Annotated in this window: 24 protein-coding genes; 2 read left to right on the forward strand and 22 right to left on the reverse strand. The window is 45.0% G+C overall.

The annotated features are described in order from the left end of the window. Positions 1–105: 105 nt before the first annotated feature. Positions 106–636 (reverse strand): PadR family transcriptional regulator, encoded by a 531-nt coding sequence (locus NQ550_RS11450; protein ID WP_009320282.1) that lies wholly within the window; start codon positions 634–636, stop codon positions 106–108. Between the two features lie 128 nt (positions 637–764). Between NQ550_RS11450 and NQ550_RS11455 the strand changes: the two genes are divergently transcribed. Further along, positions 765–2,156 carry an MATE family efflux transporter gene (locus NQ550_RS11455; RefSeq protein ID WP_025577690.1) on the forward strand — a complete coding sequence of 464 codons (1,392 nt, stop codon included), beginning with the start codon at positions 765–767 and terminating at the stop codon, positions 2,154–2,156. 54 nt (positions 2,157–2,210) lie between these two features. Here the strand turns inward: NQ550_RS11455 and NQ550_RS11460 are convergent, their stop codons facing one another. From NQ550_RS11460 to NQ550_RS11470, 3 genes are read right to left on the reverse strand one after another with little or no spacing between them, the layout of a single operon-like run. Next, the gene (locus NQ550_RS11460) at positions 2,211–2,405 is read right to left on the reverse strand and encodes a cysteine-rich KTR domain-containing protein (protein ID WP_081703188.1); all 195 of its coding nucleotides are present in this window, start codon (positions 2,403–2,405) and stop codon (positions 2,211–2,213) included. A 1-nt stretch (position 2,406) separates the two neighbouring features. Continuing rightward, positions 2,407–3,456, reverse strand: coding sequence for an acyl-CoA--6-aminopenicillanic acid acyl-transferase (locus tag NQ550_RS11465; protein WP_025577688.1), 1,050 nt, complete (start codon positions 3,454–3,456; stop codon positions 2,407–2,409). 2 nt (positions 3,457–3,458) lie between these two features. Beyond that, complete coding sequence (locus NQ550_RS11470) at positions 3,459–4,325, reverse strand: AraC family transcriptional regulator (RefSeq protein WP_025577687.1); 867 nt, start codon at positions 4,323–4,325, stop codon at positions 3,459–3,461. 248 nt (positions 4,326–4,573) lie between these two features. Between NQ550_RS11470 and NQ550_RS11475 the strand changes: the two genes are divergently transcribed. Next, on the forward strand, positions 4,574–4,933 hold the full coding sequence (locus NQ550_RS11475) for a helix-turn-helix transcriptional regulator (protein ID WP_025577685.1): 360 nt from the start codon (positions 4,574–4,576) through the stop codon (positions 4,931–4,933). 26 nt (positions 4,934–4,959) lie between these two features. On the opposite strand, the gene NQ550_RS11480 is transcribed toward NQ550_RS11475, so the two are convergent. The 18 genes from NQ550_RS11480 to NQ550_RS11565 all read right to left on the reverse strand — a co-directional run bounded on the left by NQ550_RS11480 (position 4,960) and on the right by NQ550_RS11565 (position 20,085). Next, on the reverse strand, positions 4,960–6,735 hold the full coding sequence (locus NQ550_RS11480) for a lysozyme family protein (protein WP_025577684.1): 1,776 nt from the start codon (positions 6,733–6,735) through the stop codon (positions 4,960–4,962). 35 nt (positions 6,736–6,770) lie between these two features. Beyond that, positions 6,771–7,544, reverse strand: coding sequence for a class B sortase (srtB, locus tag NQ550_RS11485; RefSeq protein WP_025577682.1), 774 nt, complete (start codon positions 7,542–7,544; stop codon positions 6,771–6,773). Between the two features lie 14 nt (positions 7,545–7,558). Next, positions 7,559–7,963 carry a DUF6075 family protein gene (locus NQ550_RS11490; protein ID WP_015560136.1) on the reverse strand — a complete coding sequence of 135 codons (405 nt, stop codon included), beginning with the start codon at positions 7,961–7,963 and terminating at the stop codon, positions 7,559–7,561. A gap of 15 nt (positions 7,964–7,978) precedes the next feature. Continuing rightward, positions 7,979–10,312 (reverse strand): VirB4-like conjugal transfer ATPase, CD1110 family, encoded by a 2,334-nt coding sequence (locus NQ550_RS11495; RefSeq protein ID WP_025577680.1) that lies wholly within the window; start codon positions 10,310–10,312, stop codon positions 7,979–7,981. Next, complete coding sequence (locus NQ550_RS11500; protein ID WP_025577679.1) at positions 10,296–10,748, reverse strand: PrgI family protein; 453 nt, start codon at positions 10,746–10,748, stop codon at positions 10,296–10,298. The genes NQ550_RS11495 and NQ550_RS11500 overlap by 17 nt, the downstream gene beginning before the upstream one ends. Before the next feature lie 14 nt (positions 10,749–10,762). Then, positions 10,763–11,599 (reverse strand): VirB6/TrbL-like conjugal transfer protein, CD1112 family, encoded by an 837-nt coding sequence (locus tag NQ550_RS11505; RefSeq protein WP_008703427.1) that lies wholly within the window; start codon positions 11,597–11,599, stop codon positions 10,763–10,765. Positions 11,600–11,689: 90 nt separating this feature from the next. Then, entirely contained in the window at positions 11,690–12,046 is a 357-nt protein-coding gene (locus tag NQ550_RS11510) for a glutamyl-tRNA amidotransferase subunit A (RefSeq protein WP_008703428.1), read from the reverse strand. Between the two features lie 14 nt (positions 12,047–12,060). Then, a complete protein-coding gene (locus NQ550_RS11515; RefSeq protein ID WP_025577674.1) occupies positions 12,061–13,851 on the reverse strand; it encodes a VirD4-like conjugal transfer protein, CD1115 family in 1,791 nt (596 codons plus the stop codon). Next, positions 13,838–14,035: a hypothetical protein gene (locus NQ550_RS11520; protein ID WP_025577673.1), complete on the reverse strand. Its 198-nt coding sequence runs from the start codon at positions 14,033–14,035 to the stop codon at positions 13,838–13,840. The genes NQ550_RS11515 and NQ550_RS11520 overlap by 14 nt, the downstream gene beginning before the upstream one ends. Before the next feature lie 15 nt (positions 14,036–14,050). After that, a complete protein-coding gene (locus NQ550_RS11525) occupies positions 14,051–14,914 on the reverse strand; it encodes a hypothetical protein (RefSeq protein ID WP_025577671.1) in 864 nt (287 codons plus the stop codon). A gap of 6 nt (positions 14,915–14,920) precedes the next feature. Next, complete coding sequence (locus NQ550_RS11530; RefSeq protein WP_029676847.1) at positions 14,921–15,733, reverse strand: PcfB family protein; 813 nt, start codon at positions 15,731–15,733, stop codon at positions 14,921–14,923. After that, complete coding sequence (locus tag NQ550_RS11535) at positions 15,675–17,081, reverse strand: relaxase/mobilization nuclease domain-containing protein (protein WP_025577665.1); 1,407 nt, start codon at positions 17,079–17,081, stop codon at positions 15,675–15,677. The genes NQ550_RS11530 and NQ550_RS11535 overlap by 59 nt, the downstream gene beginning before the upstream one ends. Next, positions 17,081–17,410 (reverse strand): plasmid mobilization protein, encoded by a 330-nt coding sequence (locus NQ550_RS11540; protein ID WP_025577663.1) that lies wholly within the window; start codon positions 17,408–17,410, stop codon positions 17,081–17,083. Before NQ550_RS11540 ends, NQ550_RS11535 begins: the two co-directional genes overlap by 1 nt. Next, positions 17,370–17,522 carry a DUF3789 domain-containing protein gene (locus tag NQ550_RS11545; RefSeq protein ID WP_081703190.1) on the reverse strand — a complete coding sequence of 51 codons (153 nt, stop codon included), beginning with the start codon at positions 17,520–17,522 and terminating at the stop codon, positions 17,370–17,372. The genes NQ550_RS11540 and NQ550_RS11545 overlap by 41 nt, the downstream gene beginning before the upstream one ends. Before the next feature lie 91 nt (positions 17,523–17,613). Continuing rightward, positions 17,614–17,931, reverse strand: a complete 318-nt coding sequence (locus tag NQ550_RS11550) for a hypothetical protein (protein WP_197724764.1) — start codon at positions 17,929–17,931, stop codon at positions 17,614–17,616. A gap of 50 nt (positions 17,932–17,981) precedes the next feature. Next, positions 17,982–18,971 carry a DUF3991 and TOPRIM domain-containing protein gene (locus NQ550_RS11555; RefSeq protein ID WP_025577659.1) on the reverse strand — a complete coding sequence of 330 codons (990 nt, stop codon included), beginning with the start codon at positions 18,969–18,971 and terminating at the stop codon, positions 17,982–17,984. An 84-nt stretch (positions 18,972–19,055) separates the two neighbouring features. After that, positions 19,056–19,643 (reverse strand): Ntn hydrolase family protein, encoded by a 588-nt coding sequence (locus NQ550_RS11560; protein WP_015560128.1) that lies wholly within the window; start codon positions 19,641–19,643, stop codon positions 19,056–19,058. Positions 19,644–19,755: 112 nt separating this feature from the next. Beyond that, positions 19,756–20,085 carry a DUF6664 family protein gene (locus NQ550_RS11565; RefSeq protein ID WP_025577656.1) on the reverse strand — a complete coding sequence of 110 codons (330 nt, stop codon included), beginning with the start codon at positions 20,083–20,085 and terminating at the stop codon, positions 19,756–19,758. Positions 20,086–20,155: the final 70 nt, after the last annotated feature.

Here is a 20,155-nt window from a genome sequence, read left to right on the forward strand (position 1 = left end):
TTTCTGTTTTTATTTTGTAAATTCAGTATAGCAACCACTTCTTACAATCTCATTACAATCCAAACTAAAAAATAACAGCATTTCTTTTGTTCCTACCATGCACTTTTACGAATTGATTTCTTTTTTTAATGAAGCAATCCACTCCTCTATTGCCTCTGCCAATGTGTATTGTTGCCGTAAAACTGCCATACCCGTAACAGGAATATCTTCTTTACTCTTTTTCAAAGCAATATTTTCTTCCAGATATTTTTTCAATACCTCCATACTGCTCTCAATATTATCCAGACATTCTTGCTGTCTTTCTCTGGACATACTGTCCAGATTTACAATGACAGCATTAAAATCCAAAAAAATGTTTATCGGCTTACAGGATATTTCAAGCATCAATTTTTCAAACTGCTGTTTCCCTTTTTCAGTTAAAGAATACACTGATTTTTCTGGCATTTTACCCTCTTTTTCTATATGACTTGAAATATATCCTTTTTCCTCCAACTGGATAACCTTTTTATAAATAGACGGGGTACTAATTTTTACCCATTTTGAAATATTGCGGTACTCTACCAACTTTTGAAGGTCATACGCACTCAGAGGTTCTTTCTTTAACATTCCCAAAACAATTAAGTCAATGGTCGCCATATCAATTTCCTCCTTTACTCTCTTGACAACTACTATAAATTATAGTAGAATACCACTTGCGTTTCAACTGCTATAATTTATAGTAGTATATTTTATTCTATTTGTCAAGTGAAAGGAGAAAGAACACTATGGACAATCAAAACAGAAAATTGGAGTTATTGGGCAATGCTCCAATTCCAAAAGCCCTTTTAGCTATGGGTATTCCAACAATGATTGGTATGCTCATCAACGCCTTGTACAATCTTGTTGATGCCTATTTTGTAGGTGGCTTAGGCGAAAGTCAAATGGCTGCCATCTCGGTTGTGTATCCTCTCGGTCAAGTAGTCGTCGGCTTAGGATTACTTTTTGGCAATGGGGCAGCATCCTACATTTCTCGACTGTTAGGACAAAGAAATAAGGATCAGGCAAACAAAGTGGCAAGCACTGCACTATATAGCAGTCTTGTTGTCGGTGCAATTATGATTGTTTTATCAATCCTCTTTTTGAACCCCATTCTAAGACTTTTAGGTGCAACAGAAAGTGTCCTTCCTTATGCGGCTACCTATGCCGGTATTTACATTGTTTCTTGCATTTTCAATGTTTTTAATGTCACAATGAACAATATCGTGACAAGTGAAGGAGCAGCAAAAACTACAATGTGTGCCTTGTTGTTAGGTGCAGTCCTCAATATCGGGTTAGATCCATTATTTATATACACTTTTAATTTTGGTGTTGCAGGAGCTGCTATTGCCACAGCAATTTCTCAGGTAGTATCTACTCTTGTGTATCTGTTTTATATTTTCAGACAAAAAAGTGCTTTTCAGTTTAGAATAAAGGACTGTACCTTTTCTAAAGAAATTCTATCTGAAATTTTCAAAATTGGCGTTCCGACACTTGTATTTCAATTATTAACAAGTATTTCTATCTCTCTAATAAACAATGCCGCTGGTAATTACGGCGATTCAGCCATAGCGGGAATGGGCGTTGTTACCCGTCTTATATCTATGGGCAGCTTAACAGTATTTGGTTTTATCAAAGGTTTTCAACCGATTGCAGGTTACAGTTATGGGGCGAAAAAATTTGATCGTCTGCGTACTGCAATCAAAATTTCCATCTTATGGTCAACTATTTTTTGTGTGATCGTAGGTTTATTATTCAGTCTGTTTTCTACGACCATTGTTTCACAGTTTACAACTGGAAACACAGAAATGATTCACATTGGAGCTTCCTCTTTAAGAGTAAACGGTATTACATTTATGCTGTTTGGATACTACACGGTATATTCCTCTTTATTCCTTGCTCTTGGAAAAGGAAAAGAAGGGTTTATTCTTGGAGCTTGCCGACAAGGTATCTGCTTCATTCCCGTTATCTTAATTTTTCCATTTATATGGGGATTAAACGGTATTTTATATGCACAGCCGATTGCCGATGTTCTCTCTGCACTTATTACAGTATTTATGGCAATCCCTTTGCATAGAAGTTTAGCTGTTGCCGAACAGAAAATGAAGATAACAGCTTCTATCCCCTGTGACAGGCAATAAAATCAAGCATAAAAGTAGTAACAGAGCCGATGAACTGTGAAAGCTTTCTCAAGTTCATCGGCTCTGCGTCTGTGCGTCTGGCTCTTTGATGACGGTTACTTGTAAATTCTCGACTTCAATTAAAGTTTCCTGTCTACATTTCGGGCAGTAAAGAGGATAGTTTTTCAAAACTGTGTCTTCTCTGATTTTGTTTCGGGTTTTGTTCCCACAAAGAGGACATAAAATCCATTGGGAATTTATACTCAGCATATTATCCTCGCCTTATAAGGTCATGTAACCGATTATCTGTAACAAATTTCTTTTTTCTGGGGTCACCCTCTGCACGATAGATTACTAAGCTGTCTAAATCAAATATTGAACTCCAAACTGTTTCAAAATCTGGCTCATCATCATATTGGCACATAAACCCATAATCACCTTTTAAGAGATGTTCGGTAGTTTCAATGTATTCATCTTTTATGCGTTCCGAAGAAAAGCTGTCTAATACTGTCCTGTAACGCCTGTGCGAGTCATAATCATTTCCTTTTGCATCGTCATATGGTTTCATCTCATCAGATGTAAAACTATTAACAGTACAAACAATACTGCCATTTTCAAAAATTTCTGCCGCCCGAACTTTTTTGAGAATTGGCGTACATTCAACCACTACCATATTGCCTTTTTTATCTGCAAGTAAAATATTGCAGTTAGAAGATACTGGCAAGCCCATAAGAAGGGAAACCGCCTGTTCGGTATTATCTGCCTTTTCAAGCAAATATCTTACAATAAAGCAAGAATTGAAACCTGCTTTTATCTTTTCAAGGTCGGTCATTACAAAAGTCATTGCTACAGCAAATCCGTGTTCATTCACTCCTTCTTCGCCGTTAATGAAAGAGGAAGTAGTGATATTGAACCTGTTTCCATTTTTCGGTGCATAGATTTCACTTTTGCTTCCTTCACGCAGATAAGGTGGTAAGTCATTATTTCTACCGTATATTGTTCTGCCATTGCTTGAATATGCAAAAGCAGTACAGCCCCTAACCTCAACGGGGATGTTGTTCTCCAAGTTATACATACAGCAGCCCATACACAACATCCAAGAAATGAAGTGTAGATAATCTGTGCCAATGGCGTCACTTACGCCTCTTACTTCCTCACATATCTCTGGGAAAAACTTTCTTAAAATTTCTTCGCTTTGTTTCCCGTGTTCCAATTGAAAATTATCCAACTGGAGTGGAAAGGAAATATGAGCTTTTTGAAATATGTTTCCTCTTTTTACGCCCATCTGATAATGGTCGCCTTTTAATCTTAAATGATACATACTTAAATCTCCTTTGCTTTTTTGATTGCAATCCACACCTCGGAATGTCCTTTGGATGGCTGTCCTTTGCAGACTGGATATATTTCAACATCTGGAAGTCCTGCATATTCATAACCAGAAAACGGTAGAAATTCTGTCAAAAATCTGCGAAAAACACTCTGCACATCTTCCTTAAATACTCCGTCGTTTTCAAAAACAACCCACATACCCTCTGGTATCATGTATTCTACCATTCCCTCTGGCACGGGAATGTTGCTCGAAACAGCGATATAATAATATATATCCTCTGGATTATTATAAACGCTGACTCCTAAAATGCCGTCTGGATTTTTGTTTGATAGCTCTGCTAATTTGGAGATACTGCCATCCAATACTGCCTTTTTCCAGAACGCAGGAACATTCCGCATATTTTCCTCTGCATCTTCAACAAGAGGTATTCTAATTCCTATAATGCGAATACTTTTCTTTTCTTCAATGTGATATGCCATTGCACTGCCTCCCAAAACTATTATAGAAAATTGGATTGATGGATATGCACACAAGGTACATCCCATACTTTTTGCCGCTATAGGTGCTATCCCGTGTACGCTTTGAAAAGCACGGTTAAAGGATGTTGGAGATGAATACCCGTATTTGTGAGCAACATCAATAACCTTATTATCTGTTCTTTGTAACTCAAATGCAGCCTGTGTCATTTTACGGCGGCGTATGTACTCTGATAGTGACACTCCTGATACATAAGAAAAAATCCGTTGAAAATAATATGTTGAACAACAAGCTATATGAGCTGCTTCATCATAGGATATTTCCTTGTCTAAGTTTTCCTCTATGTAATCAATGGCTGCTCCAAGTCTTTTCAACCATTCCATTTACTTACCTCCTCATATATAAGCATACAAGAATACGAGCATATTTTCCTCGCTTTTCATGTCCGCTTTTGTAAACTTATCTATAGTTTATCCGAATAAAAAATTAGTTTCAAGTATGTCAAGCGTGCTTTAATCTCTTGTTACAAGAGATTAAACTTCCTATACCAAGAGATTTCACATCGTTTAACTGGAAGCCGCATCTCTGTAAAATATAAGAGTAAAATTTTCAGAGAATAGGTGGTGAGCTAATGGACGAAAGGAACAATAATTTTGACTTCGATTTTACTCCGATAGGACAGGCTATCAAAAAAGCCCGTGAAGCCAGAGGGATGACAAGGGAGCAACTATCTGGAATAATCGGCTATGCTCCCAGACATATTCAGTCTATCGAAAACGAGGGGCAGTATCCAAGTATCGAGCTATTTATCCAACTTATTACGATGTTCGATGTGTCGGTTGACGAGTACATATTCCCAGATAATGAGGTCAAGAAAAGTTCCGTCCGCAGACGCTTAGACGCACAGCTCGACAATTTAGACGATAAAGAACTGTCCGTTATAGAAGCAACTGTTATCGGACTATGTAAGGCAAAAGAGCCAGAGGAATAAACCTCTGGTTTTTCTTTTGCCCATTCTTAATAGGCAGGAACGCCGTAGCCATAGATGGAGCTGCTTCCAACCGTATATTGCTTTTGCCTGCAAGCGTCGCCAGAGTTACCCTCCACGGTGTAAACGACACCGTTTTCGCATTTCTCCACAATGCCTACATGGTCGGTTTCTCCGTCGCCTTCCCAATCAAAAAAGATAATATCGCCTGTCGACGGCTCATAGCTTCGGTCTTTCCATTGTCCGTTACCCTTAAACCAATTTGCACCGTCCACGCAGCCTGCGAATTTTGGGATAATCCCGCTTTCGATATAACTACACTGGTCGGCACACCACGATACGAAGCAGGCACACCATTCCACACGCCCATCAAAGCCATACCAACTCCAATAAGGCTGACCGCCCTCATTTCCGAGCTGTGTCAAAGCGACCTCCACAATCGCCTGGTTACCGCCGCTTGTGAACGCCCTCCCGTATGGATAATACAGCAGCACATGGGCGGGATATTGCGTGTCGCCATAGCTGTCCCAACCTAACCGTGCCGCCTGCATGGTGGAGAACTCTACCGCATTGGCATAGGAATAGCCGCCATAGTTGGTCTTAGCCCACGAGATATAGCCGTTGCCGAAATTGTAACCCTGCAAGGCAAGTTTGATATGCTCCATATCAATCGGGTTTTCTACCTCGGCAGAGATAAGGGCAGCCTTTAATTCCTGTACACCGCACTCAATCGAATATTCTGGGTCTTGTATCCCGTTCGGCTCGTGGGGATACCTTGTGTTAAAGCTACCCTCCGCCGCCTGCATGGGGTCAAGCCCACGCCCGCCGCTTTCCTGCATCATCACCGCCTTGATAAGCTCCACATATTCGGGGATGCCGTACTGCTTCGCATACTTCTGTATCAGCGGCGTGTAGGCTTCCACCTCCGCACTGACAGGCGTATAGGCGTTGCTCCCGCTTCCGCCACCAAACAGGGAAACAGCACAGCCGAGCAGGACAACAATGAGAATAATCACAACTGCAATCCAACCACCTGCAATTAAAGCGGAAATCAGAGCTTTTGTTCCTGCAATAATCGCCTTGACCGCAGCTATGGTGGCTCTGACCGTAGCTTTTGTTGCTTCAGCGGTTGCCTTTGCGGTGGCTTTTGCCGCCTGTGCTGCCTTTTGAGCAGTTTTCGCAGACGCCTTTGCCACTGCCTGTGCCGTTTTTACCGAGGTTTCCGTCGTTTTGATTGCCGCCTTAGAAGTTGCCTGTGCGGTTTTAATTCCCTTTTCGGTAGTCTTGACCGTTCCCTTAGCAGTTGATTTCACCGCTTTTTCTGCATTTCGGGCTGTGGTCTTAATCATTTTTCGCCCCTGCTGTCGGGTCTTTATCAACTGCGATTTTGCTGTCTGGGAAACATCGGATGCAGTGGAACGGCTTGCAACCCCGTGACGGATCTGCAAGCCGTGTTGTTCTGACATATTCTGTATTGCTTTCTGTTCTGCGGCTTTGACAGCCCGACTTTGCTTGAAATCGCTTATTTTATCTTTTGCCTTACCGATATTCTCCTGCGTTGTCTTAACTGCCTTTTGCCCCTGCTTATTGAACTGGTGGATACCTTCGTCCTTTACACGGTCTGCCGCATAAGAAATCCTATCCGCAGCATATTCTGTGGCAGAGTTTTCGTCAGCGTAGTATCCCTGTTCTGCCCTTTCCTTTATCTCCACATAGGCAGACTTCATACGCTCACTGGCTATGGCGGCTTTATCTATGGTCTTTATTGTGCCTTTGACCGCATCTCTGGTTTTTATATCAGCCATAGAAAACCTCCTTTCCCAGAGAATTTGCGTTCAAATCAGCCGACCATTTTTGCCACTACAACGAGCCTGCCGTTCCGTGCGGAGTATTCGCAGGTGGAAAGGGTAATGAGCCTGTCGCCGTATTCAGCGGTCACACCTGTATCATACAAAGCAAGCTCCTTGCACTTCCCGACATAGGAATTAAAATCTTCCTCATTCTCCGCATCAACAAAGTCGTAGTATCGGAATCCCTCAGAACTGTACGCCACAGTCTTAAACACAGCGACGATTTCATACTCTGCCTGCTCTGTGAGGGTATCAAACTGAATATTCTTGTGTTCCTCATAAAAGCTCTTGGACTTGTAATCCTCCAACGCTCCAAACATCTTGCCGCCCTTAATGTGATGACCGTAGATAACCAGATTGTCACTTTCAGCAATATCGCAATTCTCCTGCACATAAGGCGTTCCTAAATCGCTGTACTCTTTTTCAAAATTGTGCTTCAGATAAAAATTCGGATTGTTCCCACTCTGCATCACAGGATAATTGATTGTCGTGCCGGCAATGGAAATCCAACCGACCATATCCTCATTCTGTAAATACAATTCCTGATACTTGGCAAGCACATCTTCCCCCTCGCTGACAGGGGCATCGTCTGGCACGGTTTCATCCGTGGGAGCCTGCTCTACCATCTCGGCAATCTCCTCAAAGGCTTCCGTCTGCTCGTCCACCTCTGCATAGTAATGATAAATGCGGAAGCCGCAAAAAGCCGCCGTACCTAACAGGCACACGGCGGCTACAACACAGATAATAGATTTATAATTCTTCATAGGCTTTTCCTTTCTTATCTTGAAATTTCCGTCTGTTTTCTGGGAGCAGGAAGCTCCCTGCAATATTCGGGGTATCTGACCTTGATACCCTCCATAAAGTAGGGAGCAAACTCACAGCAAAACAACTCCTCTGGCGTGAAATACCGTTCCCGCCCTTCCTCTGCATACCCGTTCCAAAGGTTAAAAGCAAGATGGCAGACCTTGACTGTTCCGCTTGTCTGCCAGCCGCCGTGCATACCCTCTGGCTCGATGCAGTCCTCCTTGAAATTGAACATCTGGTTGATGTTCGCCCTCGTTTCCGAAGCGATACCCATCACATAGAAAAATGCCCTGTGATAACAGTCGTTCACTCTGCATTTCATCATATTTTCCAGAAAGAAATCACGGTGAGCCGTATCACGGAATTTAATATCAGCCATAAAAGACCTCCTTTCTTAGACCTCACCGAACTTGGTCGTCATCAACTTGTAAAGCTCGGTATTGCGTGGGAACTTGTTTACAAACGGCACAAGGGAGCTGCCAACTTTGAGTAATCCCTGTCCTGCACCGACATTCGTGATATAACTCATCTGAAGGTCGGAGATATTAAGGAGCTTGGCAAGCTCAAGTCTGTCCGTAGATGCTTGGTTAAGCATAATGATAAATTCGCTGTTAGCAAGCATCGTCCTTGCCGTATGGCTCTGCAAAAGGTCGTCTACATTCTGCGTAATACCCGTACAGTACGCACCGTATTTACGCACACGCTTCCAGAGGGTAAAGAGGAAGTTTGCAGAGTATTCGTGCTGAAAGAGCAAATAGATTTCATCAATGAAAATAAAGGTATTTCTGCCTTTGGCTCTGTTCTGCGTGATACGGTTTAAGATACTGTCAAGCACCACAAGCATACCGATAGGCTGTAACTGCTTACCCAAATCCAGAATGTCATAGCAGATAAGGCGGCTGTGGGTATCCACATTGGTATGCTTGGCAAAGGTGTTGAGAGAGCCATCTGTAAATAATTCGATAGCAAGGGCGATTTCCTGTGCTTCTGGTTCGTTCTGTTTAAGAAGTTCCTCACGGAAGTCCTGCAAGGTTGGCGGCGTTCCCATATAGTTGCCCTGCTGATAGTAGCGGTACACGCTTGCCGTACATCGGTCAATAATGGATTTCTGCTTTGCTCCCAAGTTCGTGCCGCCGATGAGCTGTTCGCAAAGGGATAAAATAAACTCCGATTTCAGAATGACAGGGTTTGCACCGTCACCGTAATCGGAGTTCATATCCATAGCATTGATGTGATTTTCACTTGTCGCAGAGATATGAATAACCTCTCCCTGCATTGCTTTAACAAGCGGGGAATATTCACGCTCTGGGTCAATGATGATTATATCGGCATTAGGGTCGGTCAGAATGATATTCGTCATTTCTTCCTTTGCGGTAAAAGATTTTCCTGCACCTGACACACCGAGAATAAAGGAATTGCCGTTAAGGAGCTGCCTGCGGTTGGCAATAATCATATTTTTGCTGATGACATTCTGACCGTAATACACACCGTTTTCGTGGTAAATTTCCTGCACACGGAACGGTATAAACACTGCAAGGCTCTCTGTTGTGAGGGTACGCAGGGCATCTATCTTCCGTACACCAAATGGCAGAGCTGTATTTAATCCGTCCATCTGTTGATATTTCAGCACCGCAAACTGGCACAAGTGCTTTCTTGCGGTAGTCAAGAGAGCTTCTGTATCATTGTCGAGCTGCTCTTTGGTGTCAGCCGTATGCACCATCGTCAGCACGGCAAACATCATTCTCTGGTCACGGGTTGTCAAATCGTCCAGAAATTCCTTACTTTCCTTTCGCTGCTGTTCCAAATCATAGGGGATAACGGCTGAAAAATTGTTGTTCTGGTTCTGCTTCCTCTGCCAATTCGTAATGTTAGTTTCCACACCAAGCAGACGGTTTTCCACCTCCTGCACGGCTTCATCTGTGGGAACGGGGATAATGTCAACGGACAGCATCATATTCCTGTTCAACTCACAAAGCTCCGCCACCATACTGTCCTTGATATATGCCGCATACTCTCTGAGAAAAATCACACGCCCATATCTGTCCCCCATTCTGAAGCAGTCGCTCTCAAATTCAAAGGTATCAGGGCAGATAAAATCCTTGAAATCGTGACCTTTCCGCATCGTCTGGGTAATATCGAAGTGGAACGCTGTTTCTTCTCCTGTACGGTAGAAGTCGTGGAAGATACGCAGCTTGTCGCCTGCGTCCAGTTCCACACACTTCGACCCCAGACGGTTAAAGTGGGCGATAAGGTCAGCACCCACACGGGCAAAGTAGTTTCGGGCTTCCTCGATATTCTTCTTGCAGACAGATACGGTTACATACTTATCCTGTACGATGGAATTAGCCCCTGTCGCCTTATCCAAAAGCATTTTGTTGTATTCCTTGCGGTACTTATCCAGACCGTCATCAGCCATTGGGATTAAAATGGTCTGTTCAAAATCAGCTTTGTTCAAGCGACGGTTGTTGATAGTGATTTTCGTGGTCGCACCGCTGTCAAGGGAATTAAGAAGCTCCGAGTATTCAAGGAACATTGCTTCCTTATCCTCACGGCTTGCCACGGCATAGTTTATATCCTCAAACTTAAAGGTCTTTGCGTACTTGTTCCTGCCTACAAGAAATATGCCGTCCTCCCAGATTGTCTTAATCGGGATAACATTTTGTACCGACTTCGGCACAACAAACTTTTCCCTGTCCTGCTTGAACAGATTTTTAAGAGTTCTCAGCATTGTTTACCTCCTTGCTGCATTTCGCTTTTTTCTTTTTCGATTTCTTTGGTTTTGGTGTCCTGCCTTTCTGCTTTTTCCGTACTGTCGTCAACCCTTTTTCATAGGCTTCAATGGTTGGCTTCACCGTTTCATAATAAAGATTATCTGGCAGGAACATCAGCTTTTTCGGCATCAGAAATTCTGATTTAAGCCACGCCCAGACAAACTGCTCTGCGGTCATACCGTTGTATTTGATAAAGCCCATAGCCGCAAAGGGGAATGCACCTAAGATACAAACCCAACTGAGGGTTTCCGTTCCAAACCGTGGACGGAGAAGAAAATACAAACCCATCGCCACGCCGCAGGCAAGGACAGAAAAAATGAACTGTCTGAGTGACAGTCCAAAAAACATACTCTCCGTATAATTACGGATTTCCTTATTTATCTTTACTTCCAATCATAGCACCTCCCTTACAAGCCCATCATTTCTCTTACAACACGGTCTGCCATTTTGACCGCACCGACAAGGACGAGCATATTGAACACAAGTTCCCCGATATAGCTCCATACCATTGTAACCGCCGCCGCATCGGGATTGACCACAGGCGGAGAAGAAGCAAATAGGGAAAAGATAATGCAGGCAAGCACGATAACCGCACCTTCAAGGCATACAGCGGCATAGCTCTTAATGAAGCTCTTGCCGACGCTTTGGCTCGGCTCTCCCGCAAAAGCGGAAAGGGGTACGGGTGCTATGGCAGTATAGATATACAGCTTGAAAAACCTGCCATATACCGACATAATCATTATGAATGACAGCACCGTAATAAACAGTCCGCCTATCAGCGTGACCGCCCATAGCGGGATACTCTCAAAAAATCCGCAATCTTCAACGGCTGTCACGATTTCCTGCGGCAACACCGTCTGCTGTGCCGAGCCAAATCCTGCGGCATTCATAATCGTGGAAATCATACCCTGCACAATCTTAAACAGTGCCATCATCAGTTCTAATCCGTAGGTCACTGCACCTTTGGCAATGGCAAAGCGGATAAACAGCTTCAAAGCCTGCTCTGGTCGCTTGACTTCTGCAAAATTTCCGCAGGTACGCATCACACCCACAACAAAGAACAGCACGAGCAGGGCAAGTCCAATAGCCTGCACCGCACCGTGAATATCCACGATGACATTCCATATCGTGCCTCCCTTAAAGTTCTCTGGGGATTGGGTAATGAGCTGCCATATCTCGGCTAATTTCTCATTCCAAGTGTTTAGGGCGTTCTCTAAATTCTGTACCACCCAGTTATCAGACATTTGACCACCTCCTTGATGATATTAGATAACGGGAGCAGTTCCGCACTCGGCGGATCTGCTCCCGTTATCTTTTTGTGTCAGTCTGTTATCTTAGCCTGTGATAAGAGTCAAGATTTCTTTTGCGAAGGTAATGACAACGCCGCCTGCAAGGGTCAAAAATCCGTTAGCTCTCTGGGACGGGTCATGGGATTTGAGGGAAAGACCAATCTGCACGATACCAAAGCCGAGCATAATCATACCAACAGCCCTCACCAGACCGAAAATGAAATCGGACAGATTGTTGACTACCTGAATGGGGTCATTGGCAGCAAAGGCGGTTACGGAAGTACCAAGCACAAAGGTCATTGCCATAACAGCCATACAGTAATAGCGGAAGCCTTTCTTAACCTTTTTAGTCATCGGCAGCTTCGTGGTTTTCTTGTTCTCGTTCTTCTTAAAAAGTTTCATAGGGTAAATCCTCCTTATAAATTGAATATTTCTTCCAAGTCCTCATCGGACAGAAGCTCATAGGAAGTGCTGACAGCTTTCACGCTCACGGCGTTATCTGGAATATCACTGTCAAACACAAGGGTTGCGACAGCCTGCGTAGGCTCTCCGTGGATATACGGCGGTTGCCCTCCGTCAGCCGTCAGCTTCACATTCGGGTGCTTCAAAATGTCATACTTGAAGTCCATAACGGGGCGTTCTCCACGCACAAAAAGAAGTGCGTAACGGTTATCAAGCATACGCACTTCGTCTGGGGTCATCAGCTCACGCCCCGAAATCTGATAATTTGTTGAATAGTTACCACTCCGCCCAGAGCTTTTCCCGTAGGTGTTGGTATCAATGGTTTCCTTGCCCAAAAGCTCTGACACATATTTGTGGGTGCTTTGCTCGTTGCCGCCCAGATACAGAAACTCATCGCAGTTGCCGACAATGCTTTCCCATTGCTTTTCAAAAAGGGCTTTGAGCTGTGCCAGATTTTGCAGGATAATGGATACCGATACCCCTCTGGAACGCATAACAGACAGGATTTTATCAAAGTCGTCGGGCAATGAAACATTCGCAAATTCGTCCATTATGAAATGGCAATGCACAGGCAGGCTTCCGCCGTACTTGTGGTCTGCTAGATAAAAAAGCTGCTGAAAGAGTTGGGTATAAAGGATACTGACAAGGAAGTTAAAACTCGTGTCGTTGTCTGGTATCAGAGCGAACAGAGCGACCTTCTTTTCGCCCAGACTTGGCAGGTTAAGCTCATCGGTGGCAGTAAGCCCTGCAAGGCTCTCCAGATTGAATTTTTCAAGCCTTGCGGCAAGAGTTATCTGGATACTCTTTAAGGTCTTTGCACTACCAGAGTGGTAATCCCTGTAATACTTGAGGGCGATATGCTCTGGGTTTACCATTTCCAGACGGTCAAACAGCTCGTCTAGAGGGCTTACATAGCTGTCATCGTCCTCTCGGACTTCGCCTGCACGGAGCAGCTCCATAACCATCGGGAAATTCTGTTCGTCTGGCGGTGCTTCATATTTCAGATAGAACACCAGAGCCAGAAGCAGCATACTCGCCGCCGTATCCCAGAACGGGTCTTGCGACTGTGAGCCTTTCGGCGTGGTCGCCTTAAACAAGTTTGTTACCAACCTCTGAACATCGTTATCGTTCCGCAGATAGACAAAGGGATTGTAACAATGGCTGCGGTGCATATTGATAAGGTCAAGCACACGCACCTCATAGCCTTTGTTTTCCAACAGACCGCCGATGTCACGGACGATTTCGCCCTTTGGGTCGAGTATTACAAAAGATGTGTTGCACTGCATAGCATTTGGCTTGCAGAAAAACCTCGTTTTTCCCGCACCAGAACCGCCGCAGACTAAAATATTCAGATTCCTGCGGTGCTTTTTCCCGTCCAACCCGATACGGACATTCTGGGTCAAAAGCTTATTAGCTGACGGGTCTTTATCTCGGTACTTCTTATTCAAAGCACCTGCGTTGCCCCATTTCGCAGAGCCGTGTTCCTCACGCCTGCGGTAATTCCTGCGTGTAGAGAAATAAACGCCGATGCCCATAGCGTAGGCAAGTAAAAAAATGAGGACAGTCTTTACGCTGTCCTCACATACCATTATTTCAAACGGATTGCCCATCGCCACAGGCAGACCTCGGATAATCTCTACAAGACCACCGCTGACATAGGGTGCTGTCAGCAGGGCAAGCCATACGACAGGAAGTATGCCGCAGACAGAAAGGATTAGGCTCGTTTTCTGGTCATCGTTCCTCATTGCACCTGCAATGCACGACCTTAACCTTTTTTGTCGGAGCGTGTGCCACCTTGCTTATCAGCTCGTCAACAGGCTCGGTGGGGCGTTCCTCCTGTAACTGCCTTGTACGCAGGGTGTTTAAGGCGTTGATGACGATATTCTTATCGTACTTATCAAGTGCGATATGGTATCGTTTCTCTCTCATAGTCTGCACCTCCGATTAGCGTTCCTGCTCTTTGTTCTTTGCAGGCTTGTTCTTCTCCATACTCTTATACATATCGCTCTGGATTTCGCCCAGAACATCACGCATCGTGCCAAGCTCTCCTTTGAATGCCTGTGTATCCATTTCCGCATACTCTCTGGGAAGTCTGGAAAAGTCAAAACCTCTGGTATCCACGCCATAACGGGAGCTTACCATATAGGCAACGCAGAAGGATTTGAAATCGGAAGCATCACGGCTCTCGTTGTGCTTAAAGTCATAGACCGCCGCCGACACTTCTTTTGCCATACTCACGAACAGCACTTCCTCGGAAAGCCCCTTCTTGACAAAAATGGTCTGCTGAGAGCTGTCATAATAGGCAGGCAGTTCAAGCTCACCGACAGGAACACAGGGTACAGGGCTTGCATCAATCAGAGCCGACACAAGCTCACGCATGGATTTCGGCTCCTGTTCCTGCTGCCTGTCCTTTGCCGAGGTTTCGGAAATATCATAAACCACTTTGGCATTGTAAGAGACGCCCTTTGTCCCGTCCTCACGGGTGTATTCCTTGCTCGGCTCAAGGATAATGATTTTCTGTGCGTCCTTGTTCACATAGACACGGTTCGCTTTCCATTTGCTGTACTCTTTAAGCTGCGTTGCTTCGGGCATCTGTGCTGATACCAGAATAGCGTTAGCCACGGAGTAACGGTCAAAGCGACCCTGCACATCAAGATACTGACGGAAGCTGTCGCCGCTTGCCACCATTTCAGAGCAGGTATTGTCAATCAGCTCATAGGCTTCTTTCCGCTGTGCCTGCTTTGCGGCAGCCCATTCCTCTTTATCAAAAGGTCTGTTGCCGCCGCTGAATACATCGTAAATACTCATAGCTGTTTACCTCGTTTCTTTGGATTTTGGTTTCTTTTTCTTTCTTGTGGGCTGTTTATGCTCCGTTTTCCTGTTAGCACTTTTCGCCCTGTCGGAAGCACCGCTTTTGTCCAGGTCGGAAGTGCCAATCTCTGCTTCCTGCTCCTTGCGGCTCTCCTTGATTTTCCGCAGTTCCTCTCTGACAGAAGGTTTCTCCTTAGTCATAGTAGCCCCCTCTGCGGACTTCTTTGGCTGCTCTAAGGTAGGCTCGGACTGAGGGGATTTTTCTGTCTTTGCCACCGAGGGGTTTGGGGCGTTTTCCTCCTTCTGGACAGGCTTGCCCATAAGCTCGTCAAGCAGCTTGTCTTTCTCCGCCTTTTCCTGCACACCAATATCTGGCTCTGGCTGACCGTCCTTTGCATCTTTGGATTTCTCGGCTTCCGTCACAATAGAAGCGGTATCCACCGAAGCAAGATTAAAGCGTTCCACGATACGACTGATTTTCGATGCGTCCTCGGCACGGGCGATGACATCGACCTCCGCATTGGGGTCTTTGTTTTTCCTGTCCGTGAGGACACAGTAAAGCACACCGTATTTTTTCGCTTCCTGCGTGAACTTCTTTAAGTCGCCGTTTTTGACGGTAAAGACTTTCAGCTCCTTACCAGAACGGAGCATACTCGTCAGCCTTGCTTTGCCTTTGGTTTTCTTTTCTTCTTTGAGAATGGAATACAACAGGATAGCGATGTTCTTCGCACCTGCACCTGTAATTTTGGCAGCGACCTCAAAGCCCTCCAAGCTCATTCGGACGATTTGTTCTGCCGCTTCGCCGCCTGTGTTCATTCTTCATCAGCTCCTTTCTTTGCTGTTCGTGTTCGTCTGCCCGTATCGTCTGCAATTTTTCCTTGAGGGTATCACTACGGGCGGCGATGCCCTCGCACAGTCTGACCTCCTTTCGGATAATTTTCAGCCGCCCCGAAATATCGGAAAGCTCTGCCTTGACCGCTTCCTTTTCTTCGCCGCTTGTCCTGCGGGATTTGGAGTAAAGCTCCTTTCGCTTCTGAAGCAGGGCAGACATCTCCGTTTCCAGAGAGCCTTTATATGAACAAAGCTGCTCCGCCGTATCAATGTGATTGCGGCAAAGCAGCCTTGTTTCCTGTGTGATGGCTTCCATCTTCATAAGGTCGTCCTTTAAGAGATAATGAAGCCGTGCATAATTTTGTTTTCTGCCTTTTGGCAGGATACCGAGCTTGTAGCAGTAATGGAGATACAGCCCACGCAAGCCGCCGATTTTCCTGGCATTCTTCAATGAGCCTTTGACCCGATAGACCTTGACCTGTGGCTCTGAGAAGCTCTGGAATTTGACAGCATAGGAATTTTCGCTGATACGCTCCATAATCCTGTCATTGGTGTATTCCTCTCCGAGCTTATAAAGCCGCTTGGGTCTTTGCCAGCCCTTGCCTATAATCGTCCAATACTTGCGGTTGGGGTCAAAGTTTATGCGATAGCCCATTTCTGCCAACTGGCGGTCAAAGTCTTTCAGCGTAAATGATTTGCTGATAGCTTCATCCACCGCCTGTCTGGCAACATTATCCCTCGTGGGTCGCCCCTGCTTTTCGGCTTGGTAAAGGGCGTAGGGCTTTTTCTTACCGCTTGGGTGTTCGATGACAGACAGAGCATACTCACGGCAAAGCTCATCGGAACGCTGACGGAGCAGCCGCAGATTTGCTTTGTTGTCGTGGTAGTGCATACCGTCCGCAAAAGAAACAGAGTTCACGACAAAGTGATTATGCAGGCAATCGGTATTTAGGTGAGTGGCAACGATGACTTGAAATCTGTCGCCCCACATTCGCTCGGCAAGTTTAACGCCGACCTCGTGAGCCTGCTCTGGCGTAACCTCACCGTGCTTGAAGCTCTGGAAGCCGTGATAGCAGACAATCTCACTCGTGTCGCTCCATCCCGCTTTGGTAATCATCATTTCATCTCTGGCGGTGGTCGGGTCACAATTTACACCTGTGACAAAGAAACGCTGCTCGGTCTTATCCTTATTAGTAGCGTACTCCATTACATCGACCATCGCCTGCAGGTCGTCTTCGGTGTATTTGGGGTTGGCGGTCTTTTCGGGATTTTCGGCATAGTCGATTGGATGGTCGAGCCTGCCACGCACATCCCATATCTCGCAGACCGCCATTACGATGACCTGCGTGGAAGCAGATACCTTTTGCGAATGTCAATCTGAAACTCGTGCCATTTCCTTGCTTCCTCACGGAGCATCGGGGTATCCACAAAGCCGAGGGCGTTTGCCTTAACCGCAAGCTGATTGATACGGTTGCCAATGGCGGACAGCTCACGCATCATTTTATAGAACTCTGGGTCGGGCTTTTCGCAGAGCTGATAGCCCCTTACCATTTCTCTTAAAAAGGCTTCTTTTGGGCGACCCGATTTCCGCACAAGCTCATTAAGGTGTTCGGCTTCCTCCTCAGTCAGACGGAAAAGTATCTGCACATTTCTTTTTCGCATTGTCCACTTCCTTTCTCTCGGAAAGTCTGCTTATCTGCAAGCAACACATACACGCAACACCGAACAGACCGCCGAGCATTGTGCCAATAATGAAAAATAAGAACTCACTCATTTTTAAACTCCTTTCTGTTCTCACGGGGTATTAGGGGCTGACCCCTAACAAGCGAATTTGGCTAACCAAATTCAGTGCTTGGTAAGACATCTCATTCTTCGCAGTCCTCCTCATACATACACTCACCGCACACGGGGCAGAAGTACGGACAGTCCGAACAATCCGTATTTTCCTGTAGTGTATTCTCGCCCGCACCGTCAAGACCGTCCTCGCTCTGCTCGGTAATATCGGCTTCGCCGCAGACAAAACCATCATCGGTAAAGTTGATAAGGTCGGTATCGAACAGGATAATTTTTGTCTTTTCCTTTGCCTGTTCGGGGCTTTCCGCATAGACGGAAACGGTCTTTCGGTAATGGGCAGTAAGGGTTACATCATACTTTTTCAATAGTTCATTCCTCGCTTTCAGCATTAAATTTTGATTTGGTTTCGGTGTCTTTCTGGGCAAAAACTGCTACACAATCAACGGACATCACTCCTTTCACGCTTAAGCTTTGGTCTTGCAATTTTCAGATAGGACAACAAAAAATCGTTGAAGTCCTTGCCGACAGGCGGAGGATCATCAACGATTTTGTAGTCTTTCTGCAACAGTTCCTTCAAAGTAGCGGTACAAAGCCTGCCTACCTTATCATTATCCAGATGCAGAACTATGGTCTTAATTTGTGGATTGGCACTCAAAAAAGTTGTGAGAGCTATGGGGATTTTGCTGTCCTTCATCTCTTTCTTTGGCTGATACACGCCCGATAAAGAAAGCAGATTTTCCGATTTATAGTCCTTTCCCTCACACTTTAGATAGGTGGCGTAGGACAGTAAATCAATGGCGGCTTCAAATAAATGCACGGTATCCGCAGGCTTCTTTGCCAGAAGTCGGAACGAATACTGCTTGTCGCTGCCCGATGCGTCCTGCTTGAAAGTGCTGCCGAGAGTGCCTCGCAGGGCAGCATATTTCGGTGTTCCGCTTTCATCTTTGCCGATAAAAACAGCATTGTGATAATCGGCACTCTCATAAAGCGTGCCGTCTGAGATACACTCCTGTATGAGCTGATAGTCAATACCACGCCCGAAAAGATACTGTATCACTCGGTTACAATCCTTATTTTTTGGCGGCAGGAGCAGGACTTTCGGTTTATCTTTCTTGGGAGCAGGGGGTGGCTTCCAGTCCGCCATCGTCTGTCCCGTGAGAATTTCCACGGCTTCTACGAAGTCATATTCCTTGACCTTGATGAGATAGTCGAGGGCAGAATAGCCGCCGAAACCTCTCGACCACCAATACCATTTGCCGTTGGAAATCTTTAAGCTGTCGTGTTCTGCTGTACAGTACACATTGCTTGTGCCTTTGACCTTAACGAGATTGCTCGGCTCAAACTCACGCAGATAGGATAACAGGTCAATCTGGCGTACCCGTTCAAGCACATCTGGGTCAATCTGCACGTAGGGTCGGTTAGTTCTCAATGGATAAAATCACCTCCAGAAATAGAAAAAGCCGAGGGGATTTCGTTAAATGAAAACCTCTCGGCTATGTAAAATATAGTTCTTTTAGAATGAAAAAAGCATCCCTTTTTCTGTTGCGATATTATAAATCCATTTGTTACCCGTAGGGCTTACCAAATTACTAATATTCGCAATTTCCTTAATTGTTTTTTCTACAAACTCTGAATTATGCAACTTATAATTTTTTGCAAAGCAATCGCAGCACTCCTGCATTTTTGCATCGGCAGGTGGAAAAAGAGCCATTGGAACATCTTTTGCATCTAAACGACCCTTGATATTACCTCCCGATATTAGGCTTGCATTACCGTCACGCCCTTTACCTGCTATGAGAAAATAGAACGGCAAGGCTAATATAGCATCACAATTTGTATCGGCTACTCGCTTATAAAATGCTTTTATAATATCAAGTAAATCATCGGTAGTTAGGCAATCTTTATTTGTCGCCTTGTTCAAATCTATTGAAATAGCCTTTTCAATAGCTGCGTTACCTGCACTTGAAAAAGCTAAATGGTCATTTATCATAAGGACTTTGTCTAAATCATCTGACAAAGTTTTCCCGTCAATACTTGACCCTCGCTTATCGCCTGCAATAATTATACGGTTATTTTCTTTTATTCCAAAGATAACACTCACAAACTGTCACCTCCTTACTGATTTAAAAATCATACCACATTTTTATGAATTTTTCCACCTCTGCGGCTATGTAAAAGCGGCATCAGCTCCACGCCAATGCCGCCGTTCTCGGTTATAAAATTCCTGCCTTTTTGAGATACCCAACGCTGTCATAGCACCCTCTGAAATAGATTGCTTCCTGCTGCATATCGCTGAGCCTGTTCCGAAGCTCCAAAACTTCTATCAAAGCCTTACACTCCTGCTCGGATAAATCACTCGGCTTTTCCGTATCCAAAACTGCCATCACTTTGGGATACTCCTTGTAGAGTTCCTCTATCCTTTCCTCTGTGGAACGGTATTCTGGATTTTCTTTGGGCAGCTTTGCGATAACGGAGCTTAGATATTCAGCAAAGATGTTGCTATGCACATCAACAAAGGTTTCAAATCTGAAATTATCAAGCACACCTTTCACCTCCGATATTCTATAAATCTACACCTATTATACTTCCCAGAAATCAGCAATACAAATATGC

Origin of the sequence: Blautia wexlerae DSM 19850 (genome assembly GCF_025148125.1) — a bacterium.
GTDB classification, from domain to species: Bacteria; Bacillota; Clostridia; order Lachnospirales; family Lachnospiraceae; genus Blautia_A; species Blautia_A wexlerae.

Coding starts and splice junctions, on each gene's coding strand:
- NQ550_RS11450 (WP_009320282.1), bottom strand. CDS start 636: ATGGCGACCATTGACTTAATTGTTTTGGGAATGTTAAAGAAAGAACCT.
- NQ550_RS11455 (WP_025577690.1), top strand. CDS start 765: ATGGACAATCAAAACAGAAAATTGGAGTTATTGGGCAATGCTCCAATT.
- NQ550_RS11460 (WP_081703188.1), bottom strand. CDS start 2,405: ATGCTGAGTATAAATTCCCAATGGATTTTATGTCCTCTTTGTGGGAAC.
- NQ550_RS11465 (WP_025577688.1), bottom strand. CDS start 3,456: ATGTATCATTTAAGATTAAAAGGCGACCATTATCAGATGGGCGTAAAA.
- NQ550_RS11470 (WP_025577687.1), bottom strand. CDS start 4,325: ATGGAATGGTTGAAAAGACTTGGAGCAGCCATTGATTACATAGAGGAA.
- NQ550_RS11475 (WP_025577685.1), top strand. CDS start 4,574: ATGGACGAAAGGAACAATAATTTTGACTTCGATTTTACTCCGATAGGA.
- NQ550_RS11480 (WP_025577684.1), bottom strand. CDS start 6,735: ATGGCTGATATAAAAACCAGAGATGCGGTCAAAGGCACAATAAAGACC.
- srtB (WP_025577682.1), bottom strand. CDS start 7,544: ATGAAGAATTATAAATCTATTATCTGTGTTGTAGCCGCCGTGTGCCTG.
- NQ550_RS11490 (WP_015560136.1), bottom strand. CDS start 7,963: ATGGCTGATATTAAATTCCGTGATACGGCTCACCGTGATTTCTTTCTG.
- NQ550_RS11495 (WP_025577680.1), bottom strand. CDS start 10,312: ATGCTGAGAACTCTTAAAAATCTGTTCAAGCAGGACAGGGAAAAGTTT.
- NQ550_RS11505 (WP_008703427.1), bottom strand. CDS start 11,599: ATGTCTGATAACTGGGTGGTACAGAATTTAGAGAACGCCCTAAACACT.
- NQ550_RS11510 (WP_008703428.1), bottom strand. CDS start 12,046: ATGAAACTTTTTAAGAAGAACGAGAACAAGAAAACCACGAAGCTGCCG.
- NQ550_RS11515 (WP_025577674.1), bottom strand. CDS start 13,851: ATGAGGAACGATGACCAGAAAACGAGCCTAATCCTTTCTGTCTGCGGC.
- NQ550_RS11520 (WP_025577673.1), bottom strand. CDS start 14,035: ATGAGAGAGAAACGATACCATATCGCACTTGATAAGTACGATAAGAAT.
- NQ550_RS11525 (WP_025577671.1), bottom strand. CDS start 14,914: ATGAGTATTTACGATGTATTCAGCGGCGGCAACAGACCTTTTGATAAA.
- NQ550_RS11530 (WP_029676847.1), bottom strand. CDS start 15,733: ATGAACACAGGCGGCGAAGCGGCAGAACAAATCGTCCGAATGAGCTTG.
- NQ550_RS11535 (WP_025577665.1), bottom strand. CDS start 17,081: ATGGCGGTCTGCGAGATATGGGATGTGCGTGGCAGGCTCGACCATCCA.
- NQ550_RS11540 (WP_025577663.1), bottom strand. CDS start 17,410: ATGCGAAAAAGAAATGTGCAGATACTTTTCCGTCTGACTGAGGAGGAA.
- NQ550_RS11545 (WP_081703190.1), bottom strand. CDS start 17,522: ATGAGTGAGTTCTTATTTTTCATTATTGGCACAATGCTCGGCGGTCTG.
- NQ550_RS11550 (WP_197724764.1), bottom strand. CDS start 17,931: ATGCTGAAAGCGAGGAATGAACTATTGAAAAAGTATGATGTAACCCTT.